Below are 25,604 nucleotides of genomic sequence, written 5' to 3' on the forward strand. Positions count from 1 at the left end.
CATAGAGACGTGGCACCACCTGATCCCATACCGAACTCAGAAGTGAAACGCGTCATCGCCGATGGTAGTGTGGGGTCTCCCCATGCGAGAGTAGGTCATCGCCAGGCACTTAATACCGCAGCCCCCGGTCTCTTCGAGATCGGGGGTTTTTGCGTTTAGCGGCCTTGTAATGATATGCAGGTTTAACAGCCTGGCGCCTGAAAGCTTCTTAATATGAGAGGCTCATGAACAGTCAACAGTACACTGCAGGTACAAGCACCATGCAATTAGTTGATCCACCACGTAAACCCTTTGTTGCCCGTGGTTCCAAAACCCGACGCTGTGAGCGTTGTCGGCTGCGTGTGGATCTGTGCATCTGTGCCGAATGTCACACTGTCACTGCAGGATCTGCTTTCTGGTTACTGACACACCACAATGAGTTTTATAAACCCAGTAACACGGGGCGCCTGATACTGAACACTATTGCAGGTTCAACATCATCGGAATGGGCACGTCAGGAGCCGGGTGACGCTTTTCAGGGACTCCTGGATGATCCGGCTCTGGCACCCTGCATAGTGTTTCCTTTCGGTGAAGACTATCAGCATCGTATGATCAGTGATCCTGTACCCAGCGATGGGCGAAAACCTGTATTCATCATACTGGATGGCACCTGGCGTCAGGCCAGGCGAATGTTCAGGCATAGCCGATATCTCGATCACTTGCCGGTGATAGAGCCTGAGGCGCGCTTGCACAGTGGCTACAGGCTCAGGCAGGCCATTGAGCCGGGTCAGTTATGTACAGCTGAGGTCGCCATAGCGTTACTGCAGCAGACAGGAGATCAGCTTGCTGCCGAGCATCTGGCATCGGTATTCAGACTATTCAACATTCGGGGGCATATCTCACGACGCAGCAAAATGCCAGAAGATATCTTGCCATAGATGGCTGGATCGGGCGGGGAAAGAGGTTGTACAGCAACCTGGTGGACTCAGGCGCTGTACAACTGCAGAGGCATGACTGAGCTGGTCAGTGTGGTGCTTCTGTAGGCTGAGGAGCTTCTGCCTGTTGACGCTGCTTCTGTTGGGCATAAAGCGCATCGAAGTTGACAGGGGCCAGCATCAGAGGAGGGAAGCTTGCGCGGGTAATGAAATTATCCACAGCTTCTCGTGCATAGGGGAACAGAATGTTCGGGCAGAACGCACCGAGTGTGTGTTCCAGATCATCCTGGCTCAGGCCGCTGATCATGAAGATACCAGCCTGGTGAATTTCAACCAGCAGAGATGGGGTATCTTCATTATTGACGGTAGCGGTGACGGTCAGGACCACTTCGTAGTGTGTTTCGTCCAGTGCCAAGGTCTTGGTGTTCAGGTCCAGCTTGACTTCTGGTTTCCAGGCCTTGGTGAAGACCTGTGGGCCTGCCGGTGTTTCCAGAGATGCATCTTTCAGGTAAACGCGCTGCATGGCGAACTGTGGTTTGATTTCATTCTCGGACATTAGTTATTCCTTTGCTTGATTGTCAGTCGTGCTCGGCGAGCAGCGGGTCGAGCTTGCCTTGATATTCAAGTGCAAACAGGTCATCACAACCACCGACATGATGGTTGTTGATAAAAATCTGAGGGACGGTTCTGCGTCCACTGCGCTCCATCATCTCCTTACGAAGCTCAGGAGCGCTGTTGATGTCCAGTTCTGTATAAGCTGCTTTTTTCTGATCCAGCAGACTCTTTGCGCGAACACAGAAAGGGCACCAGCGTGTTGTATAGAGTGTAATTTCAGGCATAAATCACTTTTTAACCAGGGGCATGCTCTGGGCTTTCCATTCGGTAATACCGCCCGACATGCGCATCACATTGGTGAAGCCGGCAGTTTTCAACTTTTTGCCGGCACTGCCTGCCGCTTGCCCAAGATTACACACGATAATAATGGGTTTGTCCTTGAGGCTATCCAGCTCCGAAAGACGTCTGTCCATGTCCGCAAAGGGGATATGTTTTGCACCGGTGATATGCCCGGTATCCCATTCCTTTTTGCTACGGATATCGACGACCACAGCTGATTCTTTATTGATCATCCGGGTTGCCTCAGCGGGTGTCACAGACCTGCCGGCTTTTCTCTGCTCTGTCCACAGCAGGACGCCAAGGGTGGCGAACCAGGCGAGTACAAGATAGTAGTGTGTTATCGCAAATTCGATCAGTCTTTCCATTATGAGTTCCGCTTGGCAATCTGACTTTTCAACAGGCGCATAAGTATACAATGTACGAGCCTGCGGTATAAGTGCCAGGCGGTAACCGTTAGCTATAATCCGGCGATGTCAGTAAAATAAACAACATTATTAAATTATAAACAGCACTATGGCAGATAAATGAAAACAGCAAGAGCAACCAAGGCATTGTTGATCCTGGATGGCTATGGCGTCGAGTCCACTGCCTCTTCAGCGATTGAAGCAGCCCAGACCCCTGTCTGGGATAGTTTATTGGCACATAACCCCAACTCTCGGATTGCAACTTCCGGTATGGCTGTCGGCCTGCCAGATGGTCAAATGGGTAATTCCGAGGTCGGCCATATGAATATCGGTGCCGGCAGAGTGGTGTATCAGAACTTCACGCGGATATCGAAAGCGATCAGTGATGGTGATTTTTTTGAAAATCCGGCTCTCACAGGCGCGATGGACAAGGCGAAGGATACACGGGGTGCCGTGCATATTTTTGGCCTGTTATCGCCCGGAGGGGTGCACAGCCATGAGGAGCACCTCTTCTCTCTGGTTGAAATGGCGGTCAAACGTGGTCACACCAAGGTATTTCTGCATGCGATTCTGGATGGGCGGGATATGCCTCCGCGCTCGGCTGAGCCGTCAATAGCCGCGGCAGAGGCCGTGTTCAAGCGTCTCGGTACCGGTGCCATAGCCACTGTAGTAGGACGCTACTTTGCGATGGACCGTGATAATCGCTGGGACCGTGTGACCAAGGCCTATGATGCGATGACGTTGGGTGAAGCGCCATTTCGTGCGCAGTCGCCGCAGCAGGCGCTTGCCGAAGCCTATGCCCGTGATGAGAATGATGAGTTTGTTCAGGCAACGGTGATTACCGATATGACCGGTCATCCGAAGGGTGTGATTCAGGATGGTGATGTCATTATCTGTGCCAACTTCCGACCTGACCGGGCGCGCGAGATTACACGTGCTTTTGTCGAAGGTGATGAGTTTGATGGCTTTGAACGACGTGCCAGACCTGCGCTTGCTGATTTTGTGATGCTGACCGAGTATGCAGCCAGCATTCAGGCATCCTGTGCCTTCCCGCCTACGCCACTGAAGAATGATCTGGGTGAGTACCTGTCCGGTCTGGGCAGGACACAGCTGCGTATATCTGAAACCGAGAAATATGCGCACGTCACTTTCTTTTTCAATGGCGGGCAGGAAGCTGTATATCCTGGAGAGGATCGTATTCTGGTACCTTCCCCACAGGTCGCCACCTATGATCTGAAACCTGAAATGAGTGCGCCTGAGGTGACAGACAAGCTGGTTGAGGCGATTCTGAGCCGTGACTATGATCTGATAGTGTGTAACTTTGCCAATGGCGACATGGTTGGGCATACCGGTAAGTTTGATGCGGCAGTGAAGGCTGTGGAGTGTATTGATAAGTGTCTTGAGCGTGTGTTGGCAGCGATGGCTGAAGTGGACGGTGAAACCTTGATCACTGCTGATCATGGCAATGTCGAACTGATGCTGGACCCGGTAACGGGACAGCCTCATACCGCCCACACCAACTGGCCTGTTGCTTTGATTTATGATGGTCCACAAAAGGGCAATATCAGACTCAAGGATGGTTCCCTGTGCGACCTGGCACCGACACTGCTGGATCTGATGGGTCTGACACCACCGTCTGAGATGACAGGACATTCGTTAGTTGAACATTGAGCGAGTCTGTAGCGCGTGAAGTCATTTGCAGTGATATCTCTGCTTGCCTTACTGGTGATGCAGCCAGCTCTGGCTGCTGATCCGGAGGCAACTGCCGCTCAGATCCAGCAGTTGAAAAAGGATATTACCCGTCTGCAGGCATCCATAGGCCAGCAGACGGGTCAGCAGCGTAAAGAGGAAGAGGCTCTGCGTGATGCTGAGCGTGAGGTGGGCCGGGTCACGTCAGAGATCCGATCAATGGATACAGAGCTTGCGCAGCTGGAACAGCGTCTGAGTGGTTTGCAACAGCAAAGAGGTGAGCTGGAGTCCCTGCTCGATCAAAGGCGTGAGCTGATTGCTGATCTGTTGCGCGATCAGTATCGTCAGGGGCGTCAGCCCCGTCTGCAACTCTTGTTGATGCAGCAGGACCCGGAGCAGCTCGATAGAGTCCTGCGCTATTATGATCATGTGAACAGTGCCCTGGTACAGCAACTGCAAGACTATCAGGTGCAACTGCGTACATTAGAGAAGACTCGCCAGGATATTACGGCGGCGGAGCAGGACAGGATCAATCGGCGCGAGTCTCTTAAGGCCAGAGAAGTTGCATTGAATCAGGCCAGAACTCAGCGCAGTACCGCGCTGAAGGAGCTGCAGGCCGCACTGGCTCAGAATCAGCAGCAACTGGTTCGGTTGCAGAGCGATCAGGAGCGGCTGGAACAGGTACTGGTCGAAATTCAGCGTAACCTTGAGCGCTCACGCCTGAGCACCGATAACCAGGCATTCACCGAGCGCAAGGGAAAACTTTCCTGGCCGCTGCAGGGCAGAGTGCTCCGCAGTTATGGTAGTGTACGTAATCAGTTGAGTTACGAAGGGTTGCTGATTTCAGCTGCCGAGAATACTGAGGTCAGAGCGGTGCATCATGGTCGTGTCGTGTTCGCCGACTGGCTCAGAGGGTATGGTTTACTGCTGATTATTGACCATGGGGGCGGCTACATGAGTCTCTATGGCCATAATCAGAGCCTTTTCCGTGAGCCTGGTGACTGGGTTGGCGGTGGCGAAGCGGTTGCTGTGGCTGGAAATAGTGGTGGCCATGAGGAACCCGCACTGTATTTTGCGATCCGTAATAATGGGAAGTCTGTTAATCCGGGCCAGTGGCTGGAGAGCCGCTAGCATAACCAAGGACTATTGATATGAAACTGCAGCCTGTTTTAAAGACCTGGCGACAGGCCTTGACCATATTGTTGCTTGTCATGTTTGTGCCTGTTCCAGCGGTGTCCGAGGAGCGGACTTTGCCCCTGGATGAGTTGCGTCTGTTTGCTGAGGTGTTTGAGCGGATCAAATCGGCTTATGTTGAGCCGGTTGAAGATCGCAAGCTGTTGGAAGATGCAATCAAGGGGATGGTCTCTGGTCTTGATCCTCATTCGGCTTATCTTGATCCCAAGGCCTATGAGAGCTTGCAGGTGAATACCAGTGGTCAGTTCGGCGGCTTGGGCCTTGAAGTGGGGCTGGATGATGGCTTTATACGTGTTATTGCACCGATAGATGATACACCGGCCCAGCGTGCAGGTATTCGGGCAGGGGATCGCATCATCAAGATTGATGATACCTCTGTGCAGGGGTTGGGCTTGAGCCTGGCGGTAGAGCTGATGCGTGGTGAGGTTGGTACTGAGGTGGTGCTGACACTGATTCGACAGGGTGTCGAAATGCCCTTTGAGGTGACGCTGACGCGTGACATCATCCGGGTAGTGAGTGTTCGCTCTCGCATTCTTGAAGAGGGCTATGGCATGATCAGGATCAGCCAGTTTCAGAATAACACCGCCGCTCAGCTACGTCGGGCCTTGACTGATCTGAGCCGAGACAGGCCGCTGCAGGGGCTGATTCTGGATCTGCGCAACAATCCCGGTGGCGTGCTGCAGTCGGCGGTAGAGGTGACAGACGCCTTTATCAGCGAAGGGCTGATTGTCTATACGGAGGGTCGTATCCCCAATTCGGAGCTGCGCTTCAGTGCCCGTCCTGAAACCGCGGGGGGTGAAGTTCCGTTGGTTGTGTTGATCAATGGTGGTTCGGCCTCTGCCTCCGAGATAGTGGCTGGAGCTTTGCAGGATCACCGCCGTGCCGTGATCATGGGTACCGACAGCTTCGGCAAGGGGTCAGTCCAGACCATACTGCCGATCAGTAATGATCGCGCAGTGAAACTCACCACTGCCCGTTATTTTACTCCCCTTGGGCGCTCAATACAGGCGGAAGGTGTACAACCTGATCTGGTGGTGGAAGAGGGTCAGTTGACTGCCACTGATCCAGGTAGACAGGTCAAGGAGCGTGACCTCAGTGGACACCTTGAAGGTGGCACAGCGGGAGGCACCAGCGGGCAGGGGGCTGAGGAAGCTTCACTGGCACAGACTGACTTCCAGATGTACGAAGCGCTGAATCTGTTGAAGGCGCTGAATATTGTTGCCGGACCCAAGCCTGTGATCAGTACCGAATAGTGATGCCTGGACGCTTGCTGGTATTTCTCCTTTTACTCCTTCTACCGGGCCCTGCGGCCTGGTCGGAGGAGGTATCTCCCCGCTTTGTGCTGATCATAGATGATATCGGCGATAACCTTGAGCTGGGCAAGGCCGCAGTCACTCTGCCTGGCCCACTGACCTATGCGGTACTGCCTCACTCCCCTTTTGGTAAGCATCTGGCTGAGCTTGCCAATGAGCAGGGCAAGGGGGTCATGTTGCATGCACCCATGGCGAATACGCAGAACTTTCCCCTGGGCCCAGGTGGCCTCTATTTGACGCAGTCACAGGATGAACTTAAGGATACGCTGAGAGCCGGGCTGGATAGCGTCCCTCATGCTCGCGGGCTGAATAATCATATGGGGAGCCTGTTGACACAAAACCGTCGGCCCATGACCTGGGTGATGGAGGTTATTCAGGAGCGGAATCTGTTCTTTGTCGATAGCAAGACGACCGCCTTGTCCGTTGCCGGACGGGTTGCACGTGAGCATCAGGTACCTTTTCTGATCCGGGATGTGTTTCTGGATCATGAGATTACAGAGGCCTTTATCCATCAGCAGTTTGAGCTGGCGATCCGGGTTGCACAAGAGAAGGGCAGTGTTGTGGTGATTGGTCACCCCTATCGGGAAACCGTCGATTATCTGAGATCCAATCTGTCACGACTGGATGAGCTGGGCATACAGCAACTCACGGTATCGGCAATGCTGCATCAGGAGCAGGTGTTTGAACGGATAATCGAACTGGAAGGTCTGGCAGGCGTGCGCTGCCGGTCTGCATCCGAGTCAGAATGCGGACCGGTGGCGAAGGTATTGCTGAAAGATAAAAAGGACTGACAGCCCCTGATCAGGCCGCCTGTTGGCGTCTGAACAGACCCTCGGCGAGGCGTGGCCATTGCTCTGGCCAGTTTTCAGTTGGCCGGCGCTTGAATTCACTGCGTACAAACTGGTGAATACGCCCCTCAGCGGTTGCCAGCAGCAGGTTGGCGCAGGAGCTTACCGGGATCTGTGTGCGCAGCCCTTCGCGCAGCTCTGCCTCGCGCATGATCTGCTTCAGTTGTGTTTCGAGACGCTCAAACAACTGGTTTACCCTGATACGCAGTCGCTCTGTTTCACCGGCCAGCGCATCGCCAGTCAGTATACGGGCCATGCCCGGGTTCTTTTCCACAAAAGCCAGAAGAAGCGTCAATATCTGCTCACACTGACGCACACCGCTGGCATCCGAGCCAATGATCAGGTTGATGCGAGAGAAGAGGGTATCTTCGATAAAGCCGATCAACCCTTCAAACATGCGAGCCTTGCTCGGGAAATGTCGGTAAAGAGCAGCTTCCGATACGCCCACTTCACGCGCCAGAGCAGCGGTCGTGATGCGTTGGCCCGGATTGCATTCCAGCATCTGAGCCAGCGCCTGGAGTATCTGCTCGCGCCTTGAGATTTTTTCCTGCTGTTTTTCAGTCATTGTTCTTCTCTTTTTTATAATCGTCCCGCGTGATGCGTTTACAGCTGGTTCTGATCGTTGGTGATCAGTGTGCCGACACCCTCATCGGTGAAGATCTCCAGCATGCAGGCGTGAGGGACACGTCCATCTATGATATGGACTGTGTTCACACCGGCGTTGACAGCACTCAGAGCGCAGCCGATCTTCGGCAGCATGCCGCCATGGATGGTGCCATCTTCGATCAGTGCATCAACCTGTGCCGTGCTCAGTCCGGTTAAAACCTTGCCGTCCTTATCCATCAGGCCGGCGATATTGGTCAGCAGTATCAGCTTCTCTGCCTTCAACACCTCGGCCATCTTGCCAGCTACCAGGTCGGCATTGATGTTATAGGCATGACCATCCTTACCCACGCCGATCGGTGCGATCACCGGGATGAAGTCGGAGTTGGTCAGCATGTTCAGAACATCGACATTGACTGACTCCACCTCCCCGACATGACCAATATCGATGATCTCTGGCGCTTCCATTTCCGGAGTTTTATGCTTGACCTTGAGCTTACGGGCGCGCAGCAGCTCGCCATCCTTGCCGGTCAGGCCGATCGCCTTGCCGCCTGCGCTGTTGATCAGGCCCACGATCTCCTTGTTGACCATGCCGCCGAGTACCATCTCAACCACATCCATGGTCTTGGTGTCTGTGACCCGCATGCCGTTGACGAAGTGGGATTCGATATTGAGCTGCTCCAGCAGCTTACCGATCTGTGGGCCACCGCCATGCACGACGATGGGGTTGATGCCGATCAGTTTCATCATCACGATATCGCGGGCAAAGCTGGCCTTGAGCTTCTCATCTGTCATCGCATTGCCACCGTATTTGATGACGATGGTTTTGCCGACGAAGCGCTGAATGTAAGGAATAGCCTCACTCAGCACCATGGTGGTGGTAATGGCCTGTTGACGTGTCAGTGGCATGATTGCTCCTCGGGTTGAATCTCTGCTAATCCAATGGAATATCGAGTGTGGCATCTATCTGATGCAGGCAGGTCTGGAACTGTCGACGAATACGGTTCAGTGCTTCGCTGCTTTCTGCTTCAAAGCGCAGTACCAGTACCGGCGTGGTGTTGGACGCTCTGACCAGCCCCCAGCCATCCGCATAATCGACTCTGACCCCATCGATATGACTGACATTACCGTCAGGGAAGGCGACTTTCTGCAGCTCGTTTATCAGCATGAACTTGTTGTCATCCCGCACCGTGATATTCAGCTCCGGTGTGCTGATATCTTCCGGGTAGCGGCGGAACAGCGTATCGGCACACTCGCTTTCGCGGGCCAGAATTTCCAGCAGGCGTGCTGCGCTGTAGAGTCCATCGTCGAAACCGTACCAGCGCTCCTTGAAGAAAATATGGCCGCTCATCTCGCCAGCCAGCAGCGCACCGGATTCTTTCATTTTGCGCTTGATCAGTGAGTGTCCGGTTTTCCACATGGTGGCCTTGCCGCCAGCCTGGCTGATCACCCGTGGCAGCAGCCGCGAGCATTTGACATCAAAGAGTATCTCGGCATCCGGATTGCGTGACAGTACATCTTCGGCAAACATCATCATCACCCGATCAGGATAGACGACATGTCCCTTGTTGGTGACCACGCCGACACGGTCGCCATCGCCATCGAAGGCCAGGCCGATATCAGCACCATGCTCGGCAACAGCGGCGATCACGTCCTGCAGGTTCTTCAGCTTGCCCGGATCCGGGTGGTGGTTGGGGAAGGTGCCATCGACATCACAGAACAGCGGGATGATCTCGCAGCCAAGACGAGTCAGAAGTTCCGGTGCCAGCTCGCCGGGAATGCCGTTGCCGCAGTCCACTACCACCTTCAGAGGGCGTGTCAGAGTAATGTCCGAGCAGATCCGCTGCAGGTAGTCCTCGGCAACAGATTGTTCGGAGGTGTTGCCACTGCCTTCGGTATAGTTCTGTTGCTCAATCCTGTGGCGCAGTGCCTGAATTTCATCGCCTGAAAGGGTCTGGCCACCCAGCATCATCTTGAAGCCATTGTAGTCAGCTGGGTTGTGGCTGCCGGTGATCATGATGCCTGTCATATCAGCGTGCTGATGCGCAGCGTAATAGAGCACTGGTGTCGGTACATAGCCGATATCGATCACATCACAACCACCAGCCTGCAGACCCGTGGTCAGTATGCGTTTCAGGTCCGGACCAGAGAGGCGTCCATCTGCAGCTACAAGTACGGTTTTGATGTTCTGCACCAGTGCCTCAGCGGCAAACGCGCGCCCGAGATGCCACACCAGTGCATCGCTCAGGTCCACTCCGACGATGCCACGGATATCGTAGGCGCGAAAGACATCGCGGTTGAAGTCGTTCAGTGTGTTGATCAAATCCATGTTCCTTTATCACTGTAAGTAAGAGTGGAGCGATTCAATGACGGCCCGAAGAGCCAAAGCCGCCAGCACCACGGTCGCTGTCGCTGAACTCTTCAACGATCTCAAAATCTGCCTGTACTACCGGAACCAGTACCAACTGCGCGATACGTTCACCCGGCTCCATCTTGAAGGTGGTATGGCCACGGTTCCAGCAGGAAACAAACAGTTGTCCCTGATAATCGGAATCGATCAGCCCGACCAGATTGCCAAGCACGATGCCGTGCTTATGGCCAAGGCCTGAGCGAGGCAGAATCATTGCACACAGAGCGGGGTCTTCTATATGGATAGCCATACCGGTCGGTATCAGCTCGGTCTGCCCCGGCTCCAGAGTCAGTGTCTTGTCCAGGCAGGCGCGCAGGTCCAGACCTGCCGAGCCGGGTGTGGCGTAGCTGGGCAGCGGGAACTGGTCGCCAATACGTGAGTCGAGAATTTTTACCTGGAGCTGCTGTTTCATATTCAAACCTTATCCTGAGCGGCGTTCATGGTGGATGCGATCTTCTCGATCAGTTGCCGAGCCAGTTGCTGCTTGCTGCACTGGGGCAGTGTTTCCTGGGTATCGGTCGTGACCAGAGTGACGAGATTTTCATCACTGTTAAAGCCGATCCCCGGCTGTGATACATCGTTGGCGATGATCATATCGAGTTGTTTGCGGGTCAGTTTACTGCGTGCATAGTTGAGTAGATCACGCGTTTCGGCGGCAAAGCCGACCGTAAAGGGCGGGGCAGCTTGCGCGGCGATGGTGGCAATAATGTCCGGATTCTTGACCAGCCGCAGCTCCATGATCTCTTCATTGCCCTTCTTGATCTTATGTTCGGCGACGGCGACGGGTTTGTAGTCGGCGACGGCGGCTGCACCGATAAACAGGTCGCAGGTTGCTATACCATCCAGTGAGGCGGCCAGCATCTGCTCAGCGGTTTCCACCTTGACCAGCTCTACCCGTGGCGGGGCACTGATATTCACCGGACCGCTGATCAGTTTGACGCGCGCACCGGCATCCACGGCTGCCTGGGCCAGGGCAAAGCCCATCTTGCCGGAGCTGTGGTTGGAGATGAAGCGCACCGGATCAATAGGCTCACGGGTGGGGCCAGCTGTAATGAAAACGGTCTTGCCACTGAGGCTGCGAGTTTCAAACTGTTCTGCTGCCAGTTGTGCCAGCTGCTCGGGCTCCAGCATGCGCCCCGGCCCGGTATCGCCACAGGCCTGTTCGCCCTCTGCCGGACCAAACAGCTTGATACCGCGCTGTACAACGGTTGCGAGATTTGTCTGGGTGGCGGTATCGCGCCACATCGCCTGATTCATGGCCGGTGCCAGACAGATGGGGGCGTCAGTGGCGAGGCACAGTGTTGTCAGCAGGTCGTTGCCCATGCCTGCAGTCATGCGGGCGATGAAATCAGCGCTGGCCGGTGCAATCAGGACCAGGTCGGCCCACTTTGCCAGCTCTATATGGCCCATGCCTGCTTCCGCTTCCGGATCGAGCAGCTCCAGATGCACCTGATGACCCGACAGGGCCTGCAGTGTCAGTGGGGTGATGAACTCGGCGGCTGCCGGTGTCATGACCACGCGCACGTCGGCACCGGCCTTTTTCAGCAGGCGCGTCAGTTCGGCACTTTTATAGGCGGCAATGCCCCCGGTAATGCCCAGCAGTATCTGGCGGTTGGTAAGTCTATGCATACCCTGAGAGTCCAGTTATTCCTTGTTTTTACAGAAGGCGCTAAGATACCACCTGAGCAATGTTTTGCCCAGATTGAGCAATCACAAGGAGGTGATTATGGCGATTACAGACTGGCCGGCTGCAGAGCGGCCAAGAGAAAAATTATTGGCGCAGGGTGCGGCGGCGTTATCGGATGCGGAGCTGCTGGCGATCTTCCTGCGCACAGGGGTCAAGGGCAAGAGTGCTGTCGATCTGGCGCGTGAGTTACTGCATCATTTCGGTGGGTTGAGGCGCCTGCTGGAATGCTCTGAGCAGGCGTTTTGTCAGGCGCATGGGCTGGGCAGTGCCAAGTATGTGCAGTTGCAGGCGGTGCTGGAGATGGCGCGCAGGCACCTTGAGGCGAGTCTGAGCCGTGGTTCGGCACTGGACAGCCCGCAAACGGTCAAGCGCTATCTGACGGCACAGCTTCGACATGAGCCGCGGGAGGTGTTCTCCTGTCTGCTGCTGGATAACCACCATCGTGTAATCCATTACGAAGCGCTGTTTCAGGGCACGATCAATGCGGCATCCGTTTATCCGCGGGAAGTAGTCAAGCTGGCACTGGCCCACAATGCCGCCGCGATGATCCTCGCACACAACCACCCCTCAGGTATTGCCGAGCCCTCGATGGCTGATCGTCAGATCACCGACCGCCTCAAGAGTGCCCTTGAACTGGTCGATATCCGCGTGCTGGATCATATGGTGGTTGGCGACAGCGAGGTGGTTTCGTTTGCTGAACGGGGCTGGATCTGAGAAAGTGGATAAAAAATCAACAATCAGCTGGCTTAATGACAATAGTTCGGATAGTATATGCGCCCTCCTATCCCTTAATGGTACGGGATTCTGTTCGGATCATTGAACGCTCCGCCTGAGAGAGCATTGGTATTCGCTCTCAATAAACATCGGATAGGGTAAACGTAACTTACAATTTCAGGGTTAATGCAATGTCTCGAGTTTGCATGGTAACGGGCAAAGGCCCGATGACCGGGAACAATGTTTCCCACTCCAACCGTAAAACGCGCCGTCGTTTTCTGCCGAACCTGCACTGGCACCGTTTCTGGGTAGAGAATGAAAACCGTTTTATCCGTCTGCGTGTTTCTTCAAAAGGCATGCGTATCATTGATAAGAAAGGCATTGATGTTGTTCTGAACGAACTGCGTGCCCGTGGCGAGAAGGTTTGAGGAGCTAGACGATGGCTAAGAAAGGCGCTCGTGAAAAGATTCGACTGGTTTCCTCTGCAGGAACAGGTCACTTTTACACTACAGACAAGAACAAGCGTAACACTCCGGACAAGTTCGAATTCAAGAAATACGATCCTGTTGTCCGTAAGCACGTGATCTACAAGGAAGCCAAGATCAAGTAATATTGATCTCAGCCGACATGACTGGCAACTGCTCCTGCGTTGCCAGCATACTGCACATTCCTGTGCATCGCTGCCAATTGCTCCTGCATTGTCAGCATACTGCACATCCCTGTGTATAAAAAGCCCGGACTCAGTGTCGGGCTTTTTTCGTTTTGTGCTCTGCGATCTGCTACTGTCAGGATGCGTTTTTAGTTGTGACTTTGTCATTCCCATGTGGAGCTGAATAAGATGGTGCGACTGATCCCTTTTGTGTTTGTGCTGCTCTGGAGTACCGGCTTTATCGGCGCCAGATATGCGCTGCCGTGGATTGAGCCTTTCAACCTTCTGTTTATCCGCATGCTGATGACCCTGGCGGTTTTTCTGCTGCTGATTGTGATTTTCCGGGCCAACTGGCCCTCGCGGCGCAATGCCGGGCACCAGATGGTAGTGGGGTTGCTGGTGCATGCGGCTTACCTCGGGGGCGTCTTTGCGGCGATCCGTTGGCAACTGCCAGCCGGGGTGACGGCCTTGATTGTAGGCTTGCAACCGCTGCTGACCGCTGTGATGTCCTGGTACTGGTTGCATCAGCGTCTGCACTGGCAACAGTGGCTGGGTCTGGCGGCTGGTCTGGTCGGGGTCTGCATGGTGCTGCTCAGTGGCTTGCAGGGACAGCAGTTTGAGGTCAAATTTGTGGCCCTGATTGCGGTACTTGTGGCACTGCTGGGTATTTCGATCGGAACCCTGTATCAGAAACGCTTCGGCGCCGGTGTGGATCTGTTGACCGGCTCCTTCTTTCAGTATCTGTCGACTGTGGTCAGCATGGGGATTCTCACCTGGTTATTTGAGACGGGTGAGATTGTCTGGCATCCCGAACTGATTGGTGCACTGCTGTGGCTGGTGTTCGGCCTGTCGGTAGGGGCGATTCTGCTGCTGATGCTGATGATTCGCCGTGGCGAGGTCTCGCGAGTGGCCAGCTACTTCTACCTGGTGCCTCCCCTGACAGTGCTGGAGGCCTGGTGGCTGTTTGATGAGCAGCTGTCATGGCTGGCACTGTTGGGTATTGCGGTGACCGTGGTCGGTGTATATAAGGTGCTGCGCGCGCCTGCCGTTGCCACATCCTGATGTCGGGGAAGAGAAAAAGTCATGCCTGAGTTACCAGAAGTTGAAACCACCTGCCGAGGGATCGAACCTCATGTTACAGGGCGTCATGTCCGTCGACTGGTGGTGCGCCAGCCGCGGCTGCGCTGGCCGGTCCCTGCAGAGTTGACGGAGCTGCTGCCTCAGAGAAGGGTTCTGCAGGTGTCACGCCGTGGCAAGTACCTGTTGATCGGTTTTGATCAGGGGGATCTGCTGGTGCATCTGGGGATGTCGGGCAGTCTGCGGATATTGCCGCAGGGGGCGCCGGCAGGTAAGCATGATCATGTTGATCTGGAGCTGGATGATGGCCAGTTGCTGCGCCTGACGGATCCGCGTCGCTTTGGTTCTGTGCTATGGCAGCCCAGAGGTACGGAGCACCCGTTGCTGGCCAGGCTGGGGCCTGAGCCACTTGGTGATATGTTTGATGCCGATTACCTGTATGCTTGTTGTAAGGGACGACGCTGTGCGATCAAGCAATTGATCATGGATAGCCATGTTGTAGTGGGTGTTGGCAATATCTACGCCAGCGAAGCGCTGTTTGCCGCAGGAATAGATCCCAGAAGAGCGGCGGGGCGTATATCAGCTGAAAGGCTGGCGCGGTTGGTGATCGAGATCAAACGCATACTTGGTTATGCGATCCAGCGTGGCGGTACAACACTGCGTGATTTTGTCGGAGGCGATGGCAAGCCCGGTTATTTTCAGCAGGAATTATATGTTTATGGCAGGGCGGGCGAGCCCTGTAAAACCTGCGCCGCGCCTCTGAAAGAGATAAAGCTCGGGCAGAGAAGCAGTGTGTTTTGTGGTTATTGTCAGAAGTAGCGCTTTGGCACCAAATTGAGTAATTGTCATGAATAGTGCATTTGGCTGGATCAATACCAGTACCGACGAAGTGAAAGAGAGTGACGAGCAGCGCGAGCGTCTGCGCGATAAGCTGGCCCTGCATCAGTGGTTGGCCCGGCGCGAGGTGTTTCAGGTCGGTGATGGTGCTGTGCATTGTGAGCTTTACGAACATGCACCGGATTCGCCGATTCTGCTGTTTTTACCCGGACTGGGCACTTACTGTGAGCTTTATGCAGAACTGCTGGGGCGTGTATCCGAAGCAGGTTTCAATGTTGTGGGCGTTGATATGCGTGGTCATGGCTACTCGAAAGGGGAGCGCGGTGACTATCGTGTCGAGCAGGTTGTAGAAGATCTGCAGCAGGTGCTTGATCTTCTGCAGCAGCGTTTCTCCGGCCCCATCGGGGTGTATGGTTACTCGATAGGCGGTTTGCTGGCGGCAGCGCTGGCTGAGCGTGATGAGCGAGTGCACTCGGTGCTGTGCGGAACACTTCTGTTGACCGAAGAGCCGCCCGATTTTCTGCATCAGTTAGGTTGGAGCTGGACCTGGGGCAGTGCGATGCTGTTCCCCTCCTGGAAGCTGCCGCTGAAGTCCGTATTGGATTATGACCGGCTGCTGGCGTCTCATCCGGCCAGAGAGGAGATTAAAAACGATCCGCGACTGATCTACGACTATCCTCTGGGAACCCTGGCCAGTCTGTTCACTTATCGCAGTGGCGTGATGAAACAATCCTATGATTTCAAAGCGGCAATCATTCACGGGACTTGCGATGACGTACTGTCGATGGCGTACTCGGAGCGTATCATCCAGGCGATGAAGCATCCCTTCACGCTGATTCCGGTGGAGGGCGGCGGGCATATGCTGCCCTGGGATGAGCCTGAGCGTCTGGCTGCCATGACGGCAGACTGGTTCAAAAACACTCTTGCCTGAATCTCTTTGAGCAGGGCTTGATTCGGGCAGCCTGTCACCAAGGTGTCATGGCGTTGTTATGGTGTTGTTATGATGGTGTCATGGCAGTGTCATCATGACCTGCTCATAATCTCCTGATCTATCCGTATCAGGAGATAACATGCGAATCCTCTATGCGATACAGGGCACGGGCAACGGGCATATCACACGTGCCCGTGTGATGGCTCCAGCCTTGCAGCGAGCCGGTATTCAGACCGATTATCTGTTCAGTGGTCGTCATCCAGATGCCTATTTTGATATGGAGTGCTTCGGGGAGTATCAGACGCGAACCGGCCTTACGCTCGTCACGCATGCCGGCAGGGTGTCAAAGTGGCAGACGTTGCGAAGCAGTCGGCTGGGTGAGTTCTGCCGTGATGTTCGCCGTCTGGATCTGTCGGCATATGAGCTGGTGCTGACCGATTTCGAGCCGGTAGCGGCCTGGGCTGCATGGCGTCAGAAACGTCGCTGCATAGGGCTGGCACATCAATATGCTTTGTGCTTTCCCTTACCCGGCACTGAAAAAACTCCGTTCCTCAAACAGGCGGTTTCACTTTTTGCACCTGCAGATATCCGACTTGGGATCCACTGGCAGGCCTTTGATGCCCCGATACTGCCTCCCATGATTCTGCCTCAGACTTATCCCCTGCATCACGATGCTTCAACAATCCTGGTCTATCTTCCATTTGAGGAGAGGGGTGAGGTTCAACAGTGGCTGCAGCAGTTTCCCGACTATCATTTCAGGATTTACCTGAAAACCGAAGCGCCGAGTTGTGAGGAGAATCTCACCTTTCTGCCCTTGTCGCGTGAAGGGTTTCAGCAGGATCTGGCACGCTGTGGGGGTGTTATCTGTAATGCGGGATTCGGGCTGTGCAGTGAGGCGATGCAAAGTGGCAAGAAGCTGCTGGTGAAGCCGCTGAAAGGCCAGATAGAGCAGTTCTCGAATGCAGTGATACTTCAGCAGATGCAGCGGGCAAGCATTATAAGCAGCTTCGACGCAGACCTGACTGCTTCCTGGCTGGAGCAGGCTGGTGCTGATCTGATGAGGCTTCCTGATGTTGCAGGCAGTGTTGCGCACTGGCTGAAAGAGGGGGCTGTGGGGGCACCGGAGGTATTGGCCAGGCAGTTATGGCAGGTGGCTGAATAGGTTACTCGGAACCCAAAAGGCAAAAGGGGTGTATTATCCATAATACACCCCTTTCATTTGGCGATCCTATCCTTGCGTTCCAAAGCCATCTGGCTTTTGCCATCCAAGCATCCATGGCCGCATGCTCTGCCGTCCTTATGTTTCATCCGTGAACAGGAGATCCATGTGACCTATTATGGATCAGGGAGAAAATCTTGCTATAGGATTTTTTCCTAATTATACGTTCCGTTTAAAATGTATAAATAAATTCTATATTTCATATGCTTGCGTTTATTTTTAATGGCATGATTTTTTATCCCTGTCAGAGTCAGGACTCGACAGGCTAGTCATGACGGGAACTCATGCTGGATCACTTCACTCAATGTCACAGGGGCTGATCTGTATCATCTGTCAACGCCTGGTGATTGGAGTAGAATAGTGTTAACTATCATGAGGGCGGCGTGCTGATGGCAACAGAAGAGTGTCATACAGCTGTCATCTTTGTGTCGTCCAATTAAGCTCTTGCAATAGGAACTGTGCCGTGGGATTTACTAACAGCCAGCGTTTTTTTCCTGAAACCCGCATGCGTCGGATGCGTGCTGATGAGTTCAGCCGTCGCCTGATGCGCGAAAATATCCTGACACCGGATGATCTGATCTATCCGATGTTTGTCATCGAAGGCAAAGGGCAGCGTGAAGTCGTGTCCTCCATGCCCGGGATAGAAAGGATGTCGATAGATCTGCTGGTGGAGGAGGCGAAGCTGCTGGTCAGCCTGGGTATACCGGCGATGGCGCTGTTTCCGGTGGTCGCAGCCGGTGCCAAATCCGAGTTTGCCGAAGCCGCCTATGACCCCGATGGTCTGGCGCAGCGAGCCATCAGGGCGGTCAAGGACGCCTGCCCGGAGCTGGGCGTGATCACCGATGTGGCACTGGACCCTTACACCACGCATGGTCAGGACGGCATTATTGATGACAAAGGCTATGTACTGAACGATCGCACGGTCGAAGCCCTGATGCAGCAAGCCTTGTCACACGCCGAAGCAGGGGCCGATGTGGTGGCGCCGAGCGATATGATGGATGGCCGTATCGGGGCTATTCGTGAAACCCTGGAAACCGAAGGGTTCGTCAATACTCGGATCATGGCCTATTCTGCCAAGTATGCCAGTGCCTATTATGGCCCCTTCCGTGATGCGGTGGGATCTGCGGCGAATCTGGGCAAGAGCAACAAGTTCAGCTACCAGATGGACCCGGCCAACTCGGATGAGGCGCTGCATGAGGTGGCGCTGGATCTGGCCGAGGGTGCCGATATGGTGATGGTCAAACCGGGCATGCCCTATCTGGATGTCGTGCGTCGAGTTAAAACCGAGCTGAAGGTGCCGACTTTCGTGTATCAGGTCAGTGGCGAGTACGCGATGCATATGGCGGCATTTCAGAATGGCTGGCTGGATGAGCGCAGCGTGATGCTGGAGTCGCTGCTGGCGTTTAAACGGGCGGGTGCCGATGGCATCCTGACCTATTTTGCTGTCAGAGCCGCGAAAGCCCTGCAGCAGTAGAACTTATTGTAAACAGGAATCCATGTCGATGAGTGAAGAAGCGCTGTTGCTGAACGAACAGGTTGAGGAGCAGGTGACGGCCGAGGCGGCGGCTGCTCTGCTGGAGAGTCGGGAGATTTTGCCTACCATAGACCCGATAGAGGAGGTGCCGGTTGATCTGAAGGCTTCGGAGCTCTATATCAACCGTGAGCTCAGCCATCTTCAGTTCAACGTGCGGGTGCTCGAGCAGGCGCTGGATGAGAGTTATCCACTGCTGGAACGGCTGATGTTTCTGCTGATCTTCTCCAGCAACCTGGATGAGTTCTTCGAGATACGTGTCGCCGAGCAGATGCGCCAGCTCAAGTATGGCCGTGAGGATGTCGGCCCTGATGCGCTGCATCCGCAGAAGGTGCTGGAGAAGATCCGGGAGATCTGTGAGATCAATGTCGAGCGCCAGTACAAGATTCTGAATGAGATCATGTTCCCGGCACTTGAGTCGCAGGGTATCCGCTTCATGCGCCGAGGCCAGTGGTCCGATGTGCAGCGGGCCTGGGTCAAGGAGTTCTTTGAGGAGAAGGTGTTGCCGGTGATCAGTCCGATCGGGCTGGATCCATCCCACCCTTTCCCACGACTGGTCAACAAAAGTCTCAACTTTATCGTACAGCTTGAGGGGAAGGATGCGTTCGGGCGTGAGACGGGACTGGCGATCATCCCGGCACCACGCTCACTGCCGCGTCTGATCCGCCTGCCGGATGAGCTGTGTGATGGTGGTGATAACCTGATCTTTCTCTCCTCCATGATCCATGAGTTTGCTGCCGAACTCTTCCCCGGCATGAAGGTGCGTGGCTGTTACCAGTTCCGCATCACGCGAAATGCCGACCTGAGTTTCGACCTGGAAGAGATCGAGGATCTGGCGCATACCCTGCGTGGTGAGCTGCATTCGCGCAAGTTCGGTGATGCGGTCAGGCTGGAGGTGGATAACCGCTCACCACAGGAACTGATCGCCTTCCTGCAGGAGGAGTTCCGTCTGGCAGACAGCCATGTCTATCGTGTCGATGGGCCGGTTAACCTGACACGTCTGAATGCCGTACGCGAGCTGGTGGATCGCCCGGCCCTGCACTGGAAGCCCTTCACTCCCGGTATGCCAGGTAAACTGCGTACAGACAAGGATATCTTCACCATTCTGCGCAAGGGAGATATTCTGCTGCATCATCCCTTTCAGTCCTTTTCACCGGTGCTGGACCTGTTGCGGCAGGCGGCCAAGGATCCTGATGTGATTGCGATCAAACAGACGCTCTATCGCACAGGGGTCAAGTCCGACATCGTCAACTCGCTGGTGGATGCGGCGCGTAACGGCAAGGAGGTGACGGTTGTCATTGAGCTGCGTGCACGCTTTGATGAAGAGAGTAACCTGAACCTGGCGAGTCGCCTGCAGGAGGCTGGCTGTCTGGTGGTGTACGGTGTAGTCGGTTACAAGACCCATGCCAAGATGGTGCTGATTGTAAGGCGCGAGGGCAATAACCTGGTGCGTTACTGCCATCTGGGTACCGGCAACTATCACTCAGGCACGGCGCGCCTCTACACGGATTACAGCTACCTGACCGCGGATGCCGATGTGGGTGAGGATGTGCACAAGGTGTTCCAGCAACTGACCGGCATGGGCAAGATCCAGAAGCTGAAAAAACTCTACAACGCCCCCTTTACCCTGCATGCACGCATGCTGGAGCTGATCTATAACGAGATACGGCAGTATCAGGCGGGGCAGAAGGGCCACATCATCATCAAGGTGAATGGCCTGACCGAGCCGAAACTGATCCGTGCGCTTTATGAAGCTTCGCAGGCCGGTGTCCAGATCGATCTGATCATTCGTGGCATGTGCCGCCTTCGTCCGGGGCTGCCGGGTATTTCCGATAATATTCGGGTGCACTCGATAGTCGGTCGCTTTCTGGAACACACTCGCGTCTATTACTTTGCCAACAGTGGTGATCCGCTGGTGTATTGCAGCAGCGCTGACTGGATGGAGCGTAACATGCTGCACCGGGTCGAGACAGGTTTCCAGTTGACCGGCAGAAACGCAGAGCGTATCAAGAATGAGCTGGACTACTACCTGCAGGACAATACCCAGAGCTGGGAGCTGCACTCGGATGGCAGCTATACGCTGTTGCAGCCTGCAGAGGGCGAGGAGCGCTTCTGTGCACAGCAAAAGCTGCTGGAAGAGTTTGCCGTGCTTTGATTTGGCGAGCGCTTCAGCGCCTTATGCTATCCAGCAAGCTGTTGAAACCTGATCGATAATCAGGGTGGATAAAGCGGTAGCCGGTGGCTTTCAGTCTTCGGTTACTGCAACGCTTGCTGCCTCCTCGACGTATGATCCGGTGCTCTTTGATCTCGCTGCCGGTCTGCTCAGCCAGCCACTGCATTACTTCCGAAAGGGGCACCGGCAGGTCGTCGCTGGCCAGATAGCAGTCAGCCAGGGTTGCCCCTTCAAGATGCAGCTTCATCAGATGGTGCAGTACACCGGCACAATCATCACGATGAATCCTGTTGCTGAAATGGACCGGCTGATCGGGTGCTGCAATACCGGCCAGCACCTGATTGACCAGATGGTTTCGGCCTGGCCCATAGATCCCCGTGAAGCGCACAATGCTGCAGGGAATGCCGCAGTGGCGCGCCAGCTCTTCACCCTCCAGCAGCGCCTTGCCACTGAAGCCATCCGGTTCGGTGGGGCTGTCCTCATCGACCCACTCCCCACCTGTCTGATGATAGACGCCACTGCTGCTGGCCAGAAAAAGATGTCTGGGTGATGCCGGAAGTGCTGCCAGTAGATGCTTGAGGTTTTCGATATAGGCTTGCCGGTATCCCTCCTCGGTGTGCTCCGTGGCACTGGCCAGCCAGACCAGATAATCACACTCTGGCAGCGAACTCAGTGTGGCCGGCTGGCTCATATCCGCGGCAATACCCTTTATGCCTGCCGGTAGCTGGTTTATATTACGGCGAATGCCATGGACGCTGGCGCCCTCAGCGATTAACTGAAGGCCGAGTGCCGATCCGACATCTCCGCATCCTGCAATCAGAATGCTGGTCTGGTTCATATGGGTCTCCTTGCGGTATAAGTCGTTATCTTAACAGAGGAAAGCGCATGACGCTGACAGAGCTACGTTACATAGTCACCCTGGCCCAGGAGCAGCACTTTGGCCATGCAGCGGAGCGGTGCTATGTATCGCAACCCACCCTCTCCATTGCCGTCAAAAAGCTGGAAGAGGAGTTGGGTGTTGCCCTGTTTGAGCGCAGCAAAAGCGCTGTCAGAGTCACGCCCATCGGTGAAAAGGTAATTCGCCAGGCACAGATAGTACTGGAGCAGGCCGATGTGGTGCGTGACCTTGCCAAACACGGCAAGGATCAGCTTGCCAGTCCTCTGCGTGTGGGGGCGATCTATACGATTGGCCCCTATCTCTTCCCTCAATTGATCCCCGAAGTACAGCAGCTGGCTCCCCAGATGCCGCTCTATATCGAAGAGAACTTCACGGAAAAACTGCGTATCAAGATACGTAACGGAGAGTTGGATGCGATCATCATCGCGCTGCCTTTCAACGAAGCGGATGTCCTCACGCGGGCGATCTTCGATGAACCTTTTGTCATGGTGATGCCGAAAGACCATCCTCTGACGCAGCAAAAGGAGGTTGATCCTGCCGTGATGGGTGAGGAGAGAATGCTGCTGCTGGGCGAAGGACACTGTTTTCGGGATCAGGTGCTGGAAGCCTGCCCGACACTGAATAACTCTCTGCATGGTCAGCACCTTTTGAATGAAGGCAGTTCACTGGAAACCATTCGCATGATGGTGGCCTCGGGTCTGGGCAGCAGTGTGTTGCCTCTGTCGGCGGTTGAGGGCCATCCTTCCACACCTCTTGTTGCGGTTCGCCCTTTCCGTTCTCCTCCACCAATGCGTACCGTGGCTCTGGCCTGGCGTGCCAGTTTTCCACGGCCACAAGCGATAGAAGTGCTGGTGCAGGCGATCAATCGCTGTCAGGTGAAGCCTGTGGATAACAGCTGATGCCACTGTTACACCCGGCATCCGAAGTCATACAGCTCAAGGGCGTGGGTGCTGCGCTGGCGCTCAAACTCTCGCGCCTGGGCATACACACATTGCAGGATCTGCTGCTGCATCTGCCGTTGCGCTATCAGGATCGTACCCGTATCAGCCCACTTGGAGCACTGAGGCCGGGCGATGAGGTGGTGGTGCAGGGGGAGATCCGTGTCAGTGATGTGGTGATGGGGCGGCGCAGAAGTCTGTTGTGCCGGATACAGGATGGAACAGGTACGCTGAGCCTGCGCTTTTTTCATTTCTCTGCCGCGCAGAAGCTAGCGCTGGCACCGGGTAAAACAATCCGCTGCTTTGGTGAAGTCAGGCCTGGCGCGGGTGGTTTGGAAATTGTTCACCCCGAATACCGTGCCGTCAGCAGCGATATGCCAGTGCCGGTAGAAGAGACGCTGACGCCGGTTTATCCACTGACCGAAGGGCTGCAGCAGGCGCGTATTCGCAGTCTTATACGCCAGGTGCTGACGTTGCTGGGTCAGGACCTGCTTGAAGACCTGTTGCCTGAGCATCTGCGCAAGCAGTGGAAGCTGCCGTTGCTGGCTGAGGCGATCCATTATCTGCATCAGCCACCGGTGGATGCCAATCAGCACCTGCTGCTGGAGGGGATGCATCCGGCCCAGCGCCGCCTCGCCTACGAAGAGTTGCTGGCACATCATCTGTCGCTGTTGAAAATTCGACAGCAGATTCGCAATCAACCTGCTCCTGTTCTCAAGGCAACAGGTATGTTCAGCGAGCCCTTTCTACAACAACTACCCTTTGCACCGACGGGTGCACAGCGGCGAGTGGTGAGTGAGATCGCCGAGGACCTGCTCAAAGGTGTGCCTATGCTGCGTCTGATTCAGGGCGATGTCGGGTCGGGTAAAACGCTGGTGGCCGCTCTGGCCGCCTTGCAGGCGGTGGAGAGCGGTTATCAGGCGGCCATCATGGCACCCACCGAAATACTGGCTGAGCAGCATCTGCTCAACTTTACCCAGTGGCTGCAACCGCTTGGCATACGTGTCGGCTGGCTGGCTGGCAAGGTGAAGGGCAGGCAGCGCCAGGCCCAGCTGGAGGCGATGGCCAGTGGTGAATCCCAGGTGATTGTCGGCACTCATGCTTTGTTTCAGGAGGATGTGGTGTTTCAGCGCCTGGCGCTGGTGGTGATTGATGAGCAGCACCGTTTCGGTGTGCACCAGCGCCTGAGTCTGCGTGAGAAGGGCTGCCATGGAGGCATGGCACCGCATCAACTGATCATGACGGCAACACCGATACCGCGCACGCTGACGATGAGTGCCTATGCTGACCTCGATTGCTCCATCATCGATGAACTGCCTCCAGGACGTACACCTGTGAACACTGTAGTGATTGCCGACAGCCGACGTGACCAGGTGATCGACAGGGTGCGTCAAGCCTGTAATGAGGGGAGGCAGGCTTACTGGGTCGGTACGCTGATTGAGGAGTCGGAAGTGTTGCAGTGTCAGGCGGCAGAGGTGACGGCTGAGATGCTGCAGGAGCAGTTACCGGAGCTGCGAATCGGACTGGTGCACGGGCGGATGAAATCCACCGAGAAGGCTGATGTGATGGCCCGCTTCAAGTCGGCTGAGTTGCAGTTGCTGGTGGCCACTACGGTGATCGAGGTGGGAGTGGATGTGCCCAATGCCAGTCTGATGATCATCGAAAATCCGGAACGCTTGGGGCTGGCTCAACTGCATCAGTTGCGTGGACGCGTAGGGCGTGGTTCGGTGGAGAGTTTTTGCGTACTGATGTATCACGCGCCGCTGTCACGTCAGGGGCGTGAGCGACTGGGGGTGATGCGTGAAACCAATGATGGTTTTCGTATCGCCGAAAAAGACCTTGAGCTGCGTGGGCCGGGTGAGGTGCTGGGTACACGACAGACCGGCATGATGCAGTTCAGGATCGCTGATCTGCAACGCGACAGTGATCTGCTGTTGCGTGTGCGTGAGACGGCGTCACAACTGAATGGTACCCCTGCGCTTGGGGAGGCGCTGATCAGGCGCTGGCTGGGTCGTAGCGAGGCCTATGCTCAGGTATAATCCGGATCATACGCCGCTGATCCGAGAGGCAAAGACGACACGACAGGCCAGGACAAAGATGCAACCCACCGAACAGCAACTCGAGATGATTAAACGGCAACTGGGCAGAACGCCACGTGGCATTGTCAGTGTCGCCTGGGCGACTGAAACCGGTGTGCCGGTGGTGCTGCAGATGCGTTCCCTGGTGGGTGGTAAACCCTTCCCGACGCTTTTCTGGCTCTGCTCAAAGGATCTGGATCGTGAACTGGCGCGCATCGAGAGCACCGGCTGGATCAAGCAGATGGAGCAGGAGTTGCAGGATGATGCCGAGCTGCGTGAAACCTATCGTCAGCAGCAGCAGGCTTATGTGGATCTGCGCTGGCAACTGATGGACCCCGAGGATCGGGCCAGCATAGAGGAGCAGGGTTTTACAGATCTGTTCAATCAACTGGCGATCGGCGGGATTGCGCAGTGGGACAGAGTACGTTGTCTGCATATGCAGTATGCCCATCATCTGGTGGCAGATAATCTGATCGGGCAGCGGCTGGACAGGGAGTTCGGGCTGAATGAGCTGCAGATACATATCTGAGCCCTGAATCCGGGATACTCTCTGAAGTCACAGATTCATGCGAGCGAATCCCAAAGCAGCTCCATAAAAAAAGG

The 25,604-nt window shown here is 55.2% G+C and carries 26 protein-coding genes and 1 rRNA gene; 18 read left to right on the plus strand and 9 right to left on the minus strand.

Going from position 1 to position 25,604, the window contains the following annotated elements; translation table 11 throughout:
- Positions 1-107 (plus strand): 5S ribosomal RNA (gene rrf, locus F7R27_RS00005); the annotation flags it as partial.
- 153 nt (positions 108-260) lie between these two features.
- The gene (locus tag F7R27_RS00010) at positions 261-917 is read left to right on the plus strand and encodes a tRNA-uridine aminocarboxypropyltransferase (RefSeq protein WP_151702175.1); all 657 of its coding nucleotides are present in this window, start codon (positions 261-263) and stop codon (positions 915-917) included.
- Positions 918-1,002: 85 nt separating this feature from the next.
- Here F7R27_RS00010 and secB read toward each other — a convergent pair whose 3' ends face one another.
- From secB to F7R27_RS00025, 3 genes are read right to left on the minus strand one after another with little or no spacing between them, the layout of a single operon-like run.
- Positions 1,003-1,470, minus strand: a complete 468-nt coding sequence (secB, locus tag F7R27_RS00015; RefSeq protein WP_151702176.1) for a protein-export chaperone SecB — start codon at positions 1,468-1,470, stop codon at positions 1,003-1,005.
- Between the two features lie 22 nt (positions 1,471-1,492).
- Positions 1,493-1,753 (minus strand): glutaredoxin 3, encoded by a 261-nt coding sequence (gene grxC, locus F7R27_RS00020; protein ID WP_151702177.1) that lies wholly within the window; start codon positions 1,751-1,753, stop codon positions 1,493-1,495.
- 3 nt (positions 1,754-1,756) lie between these two features.
- Positions 1,757-2,173 (minus strand): rhodanese-like domain-containing protein, encoded by a 417-nt coding sequence (locus tag F7R27_RS00025; protein WP_151702178.1) that lies wholly within the window; start codon positions 2,171-2,173, stop codon positions 1,757-1,759.
- Between the two features lie 159 nt (positions 2,174-2,332).
- Here F7R27_RS00025 and gpmI point away from each other — a divergent pair, with 159 nt between their 5' ends.
- From gpmI to F7R27_RS00045, 4 genes are read left to right on the plus strand one after another with little or no spacing between them, the layout of a single operon-like run.
- Positions 2,333-3,883 (plus strand): 2,3-bisphosphoglycerate-independent phosphoglycerate mutase, encoded by a 1,551-nt coding sequence (gene gpmI, locus F7R27_RS00030; RefSeq protein ID WP_151702179.1) that lies wholly within the window; start codon positions 2,333-2,335, stop codon positions 3,881-3,883.
- A gap of 15 nt (positions 3,884-3,898) precedes the next feature.
- A complete protein-coding gene (locus F7R27_RS00035; RefSeq protein WP_151702180.1) occupies positions 3,899-5,032 on the plus strand; it encodes a murein hydrolase activator EnvC family protein in 1,134 nt (377 codons plus the stop codon).
- Between the two features lie 20 nt (positions 5,033-5,052).
- Positions 5,053-6,348, plus strand: a complete 1,296-nt coding sequence (locus tag F7R27_RS00040) for a S41 family peptidase (protein ID WP_151702181.1) — start codon at positions 5,053-5,055, stop codon at positions 6,346-6,348.
- A gap of 2 nt (positions 6,349-6,350) precedes the next feature.
- A complete protein-coding gene (locus tag F7R27_RS00045; RefSeq protein ID WP_151702182.1) occupies positions 6,351-7,199 on the plus strand; it encodes a divergent polysaccharide deacetylase family protein in 849 nt (282 codons plus the stop codon).
- A 10-nt stretch (positions 7,200-7,209) separates the two neighbouring features.
- Here F7R27_RS00045 and slmA read toward each other — a convergent pair whose 3' ends face one another.
- Genes slmA through coaBC form a run of 5 tightly spaced genes read right to left on the minus strand, consistent with a single transcriptional unit; the run spans position 7,210 to position 11,898 of the window.
- A complete protein-coding gene (slmA, locus tag F7R27_RS00050; RefSeq protein ID WP_151702183.1) occupies positions 7,210-7,821 on the minus strand; it encodes a nucleoid occlusion factor SlmA in 612 nt (203 codons plus the stop codon).
- 38 nt (positions 7,822-7,859) lie between these two features.
- Positions 7,860-8,768 carry an acetylglutamate kinase gene (gene argB / locus F7R27_RS00055; protein WP_151702184.1) on the minus strand — a complete coding sequence of 303 codons (909 nt, stop codon included), beginning with the start codon at positions 8,766-8,768 and terminating at the stop codon, positions 7,860-7,862.
- Positions 8,769-8,793: 25 nt separating this feature from the next.
- Positions 8,794-10,188, minus strand: coding sequence for a phosphomannomutase/phosphoglucomutase (locus F7R27_RS00060; RefSeq protein WP_151702185.1), 1,395 nt, complete (start codon positions 10,186-10,188; stop codon positions 8,794-8,796).
- Between the two features lie 34 nt (positions 10,189-10,222).
- Positions 10,223-10,681, minus strand: a complete 459-nt coding sequence (gene dut, locus F7R27_RS00065; protein ID WP_151702186.1) for a dUTP diphosphatase — start codon at positions 10,679-10,681, stop codon at positions 10,223-10,225.
- 2 nt (positions 10,682-10,683) lie between these two features.
- Positions 10,684-11,898, minus strand: coding sequence for a bifunctional phosphopantothenoylcysteine decarboxylase/phosphopantothenate--cysteine ligase CoaBC (gene coaBC / locus F7R27_RS00070; protein ID WP_151702187.1), 1,215 nt, complete (start codon positions 11,896-11,898; stop codon positions 10,684-10,686).
- A gap of 97 nt (positions 11,899-11,995) precedes the next feature.
- Between coaBC and radC the strand changes: the two genes are divergently transcribed.
- The 9 genes from radC (at position 11,996) to ppk1 (ending at position 21,069) form a co-directional block, all read left to right on the plus strand.
- Positions 11,996-12,670, plus strand: a complete 675-nt coding sequence (radC, locus tag F7R27_RS00075; protein WP_151702188.1) for a RadC family protein — start codon at positions 11,996-11,998, stop codon at positions 12,668-12,670.
- A gap of 191 nt (positions 12,671-12,861) precedes the next feature.
- Positions 12,862-13,098, plus strand: a complete 237-nt coding sequence (rpmB, locus tag F7R27_RS00080) for a 50S ribosomal protein L28 (RefSeq protein ID WP_151702189.1) — start codon at positions 12,862-12,864, stop codon at positions 13,096-13,098.
- 11 nt (positions 13,099-13,109) lie between these two features.
- Positions 13,110-13,280 carry a 50S ribosomal protein L33 gene (rpmG, locus tag F7R27_RS00085; RefSeq protein WP_151702190.1) on the plus strand — a complete coding sequence of 57 codons (171 nt, stop codon included), beginning with the start codon at positions 13,110-13,112 and terminating at the stop codon, positions 13,278-13,280.
- A gap of 228 nt (positions 13,281-13,508) precedes the next feature.
- Positions 13,509-14,381, plus strand: a complete 873-nt coding sequence (locus F7R27_RS00090) for a DMT family transporter (protein WP_151702191.1) — start codon at positions 13,509-13,511, stop codon at positions 14,379-14,381.
- Between the two features lie 21 nt (positions 14,382-14,402).
- On the plus strand, positions 14,403-15,215 hold the full coding sequence (gene mutM, locus F7R27_RS00095; protein WP_151702192.1) for a bifunctional DNA-formamidopyrimidine glycosylase/DNA-(apurinic or apyrimidinic site) lyase: 813 nt from the start codon (positions 14,403-14,405) through the stop codon (positions 15,213-15,215).
- A 28-nt stretch (positions 15,216-15,243) separates the two neighbouring features.
- Complete coding sequence (locus tag F7R27_RS00100) at positions 15,244-16,164, plus strand: alpha/beta hydrolase (protein ID WP_151702193.1); 921 nt, start codon at positions 15,244-15,246, stop codon at positions 16,162-16,164.
- A 139-nt stretch (positions 16,165-16,303) separates the two neighbouring features.
- Entirely contained in the window at positions 16,304-17,326 is a 1,023-nt protein-coding gene (locus tag F7R27_RS00105) for an MJ1255/VC2487 family glycosyltransferase (protein WP_151702194.1), read from the plus strand.
- 520 nt (positions 17,327-17,846) lie between these two features.
- On the plus strand, positions 17,847-18,857 hold the full coding sequence (hemB, locus tag F7R27_RS00110) for a porphobilinogen synthase (protein WP_206060327.1): 1,011 nt from the start codon (positions 17,847-17,849) through the stop codon (positions 18,855-18,857).
- A gap of 28 nt (positions 18,858-18,885) precedes the next feature.
- Complete coding sequence (ppk1, locus tag F7R27_RS00115; protein WP_151702195.1) at positions 18,886-21,069, plus strand: polyphosphate kinase 1; 2,184 nt, start codon at positions 18,886-18,888, stop codon at positions 21,067-21,069.
- Between the two features lie 13 nt (positions 21,070-21,082).
- Here ppk1 and F7R27_RS00120 read toward each other — a convergent pair whose 3' ends face one another.
- On the minus strand, positions 21,083-21,925 hold the full coding sequence (locus tag F7R27_RS00120; RefSeq protein ID WP_151702196.1) for an SDR family oxidoreductase: 843 nt from the start codon (positions 21,923-21,925) through the stop codon (positions 21,083-21,085).
- A 47-nt stretch (positions 21,926-21,972) separates the two neighbouring features.
- Here F7R27_RS00120 and F7R27_RS00125 point away from each other — a divergent pair, with 47 nt between their 5' ends.
- Genes F7R27_RS00125 through F7R27_RS00135 form a run of 3 tightly spaced genes read left to right on the plus strand, consistent with a single transcriptional unit; the run spans position 21,973 to position 25,530 of the window.
- Positions 21,973-22,884 carry a hydrogen peroxide-inducible genes activator gene (locus F7R27_RS00125; RefSeq protein ID WP_151702197.1) on the plus strand — a complete coding sequence of 304 codons (912 nt, stop codon included), beginning with the start codon at positions 21,973-21,975 and terminating at the stop codon, positions 22,882-22,884.
- Entirely contained in the window at positions 22,884-24,962 is a 2,079-nt protein-coding gene (gene recG / locus F7R27_RS00130; protein WP_151702198.1) for an ATP-dependent DNA helicase RecG, read from the plus strand. The genes F7R27_RS00125 and recG overlap by 1 nt, the downstream gene beginning before the upstream one ends.
- A 58-nt stretch (positions 24,963-25,020) precedes the next feature.
- A complete protein-coding gene (locus F7R27_RS00135; RefSeq protein WP_151702199.1) occupies positions 25,021-25,530 on the plus strand; it encodes a DUF501 domain-containing protein in 510 nt (169 codons plus the stop codon).
- Positions 25,531-25,604 lie beyond the last annotated feature (74 nt).

This window comes from Nitrincola alkalilacustris (assembly GCF_008973755.1).
Taxonomy (GTDB): Bacteria; Pseudomonadota; Gammaproteobacteria; order Pseudomonadales; family Balneatricaceae; genus Nitrincola; species Nitrincola alkalilacustris.

Coding starts and splice junctions, on each gene's coding strand:
- rpmB (WP_151702189.1), top strand. CDS start 12,862: ATGTCTCGAGTTTGCATGGTAACGGGCAAAGGCCCGATGACCGGGAAC.
- recG (WP_151702198.1), top strand. CDS start 22,884: ATGCCACTGTTACACCCGGCATCCGAAGTCATACAGCTCAAGGGCGTG.
- F7R27_RS00100 (WP_151702193.1), top strand. CDS start 15,244: ATGAATAGTGCATTTGGCTGGATCAATACCAGTACCGACGAAGTGAAA.
- F7R27_RS00105 (WP_151702194.1), top strand. CDS start 16,304: ATGCGAATCCTCTATGCGATACAGGGCACGGGCAACGGGCATATCACA.
- F7R27_RS00060 (WP_151702185.1), bottom strand. CDS start 10,188: ATGGATTTGATCAACACACTGAACGACTTCAACCGCGATGTCTTTCGC.
- grxC (WP_151702177.1), bottom strand. CDS start 1,753: ATGCCTGAAATTACACTCTATACAACACGCTGGTGCCCTTTCTGTGTT.
- dut (WP_151702186.1), bottom strand. CDS start 10,681: ATGAAACAGCAGCTCCAGGTAAAAATTCTCGACTCACGTATTGGCGAC.
- ppk1 (WP_151702195.1), top strand. CDS start 18,886: ATGAGTGAAGAAGCGCTGTTGCTGAACGAACAGGTTGAGGAGCAGGTG.
- F7R27_RS00045 (WP_151702182.1), top strand. CDS start 6,351: ATGCCTGGACGCTTGCTGGTATTTCTCCTTTTACTCCTTCTACCGGGC.
- F7R27_RS00125 (WP_151702197.1), top strand. CDS start 21,973: ATGACGCTGACAGAGCTACGTTACATAGTCACCCTGGCCCAGGAGCAG.
- slmA (WP_151702183.1), bottom strand. CDS start 7,821: ATGACTGAAAAACAGCAGGAAAAAATCTCAAGGCGCGAGCAGATACTC.
- F7R27_RS00010 (WP_151702175.1), top strand. CDS start 261: ATGCAATTAGTTGATCCACCACGTAAACCCTTTGTTGCCCGTGGTTCC.
- F7R27_RS00135 (WP_151702199.1), top strand. CDS start 25,021: ATGCAACCCACCGAACAGCAACTCGAGATGATTAAACGGCAACTGGGC.
- argB (WP_151702184.1), bottom strand. CDS start 8,768: ATGCCACTGACACGTCAACAGGCCATTACCACCACCATGGTGCTGAGT.
- F7R27_RS00120 (WP_151702196.1), bottom strand. CDS start 21,925: ATGAACCAGACCAGCATTCTGATTGCAGGATGCGGAGATGTCGGATCG.
- F7R27_RS00040 (WP_151702181.1), top strand. CDS start 5,053: ATGAAACTGCAGCCTGTTTTAAAGACCTGGCGACAGGCCTTGACCATA.
- F7R27_RS00025 (WP_151702178.1), bottom strand. CDS start 2,173: ATGGAAAGACTGATCGAATTTGCGATAACACACTACTATCTTGTACTC.
- secB (WP_151702176.1), bottom strand. CDS start 1,470: ATGTCCGAGAATGAAATCAAACCACAGTTCGCCATGCAGCGCGTTTAC.
- rpmG (WP_151702190.1), top strand. CDS start 13,110: ATGGCTAAGAAAGGCGCTCGTGAAAAGATTCGACTGGTTTCCTCTGCA.
- coaBC (WP_151702187.1), bottom strand. CDS start 11,898: ATGCATAGACTTACCAACCGCCAGATACTGCTGGGCATTACCGGGGGC.
- F7R27_RS00090 (WP_151702191.1), top strand. CDS start 13,509: ATGGTGCGACTGATCCCTTTTGTGTTTGTGCTGCTCTGGAGTACCGGC.
- gpmI (WP_151702179.1), top strand. CDS start 2,333: ATGAAAACAGCAAGAGCAACCAAGGCATTGTTGATCCTGGATGGCTAT.
- mutM (WP_151702192.1), top strand. CDS start 14,403: ATGCCTGAGTTACCAGAAGTTGAAACCACCTGCCGAGGGATCGAACCT.
- radC (WP_151702188.1), top strand. CDS start 11,996: ATGGCGATTACAGACTGGCCGGCTGCAGAGCGGCCAAGAGAAAAATTA.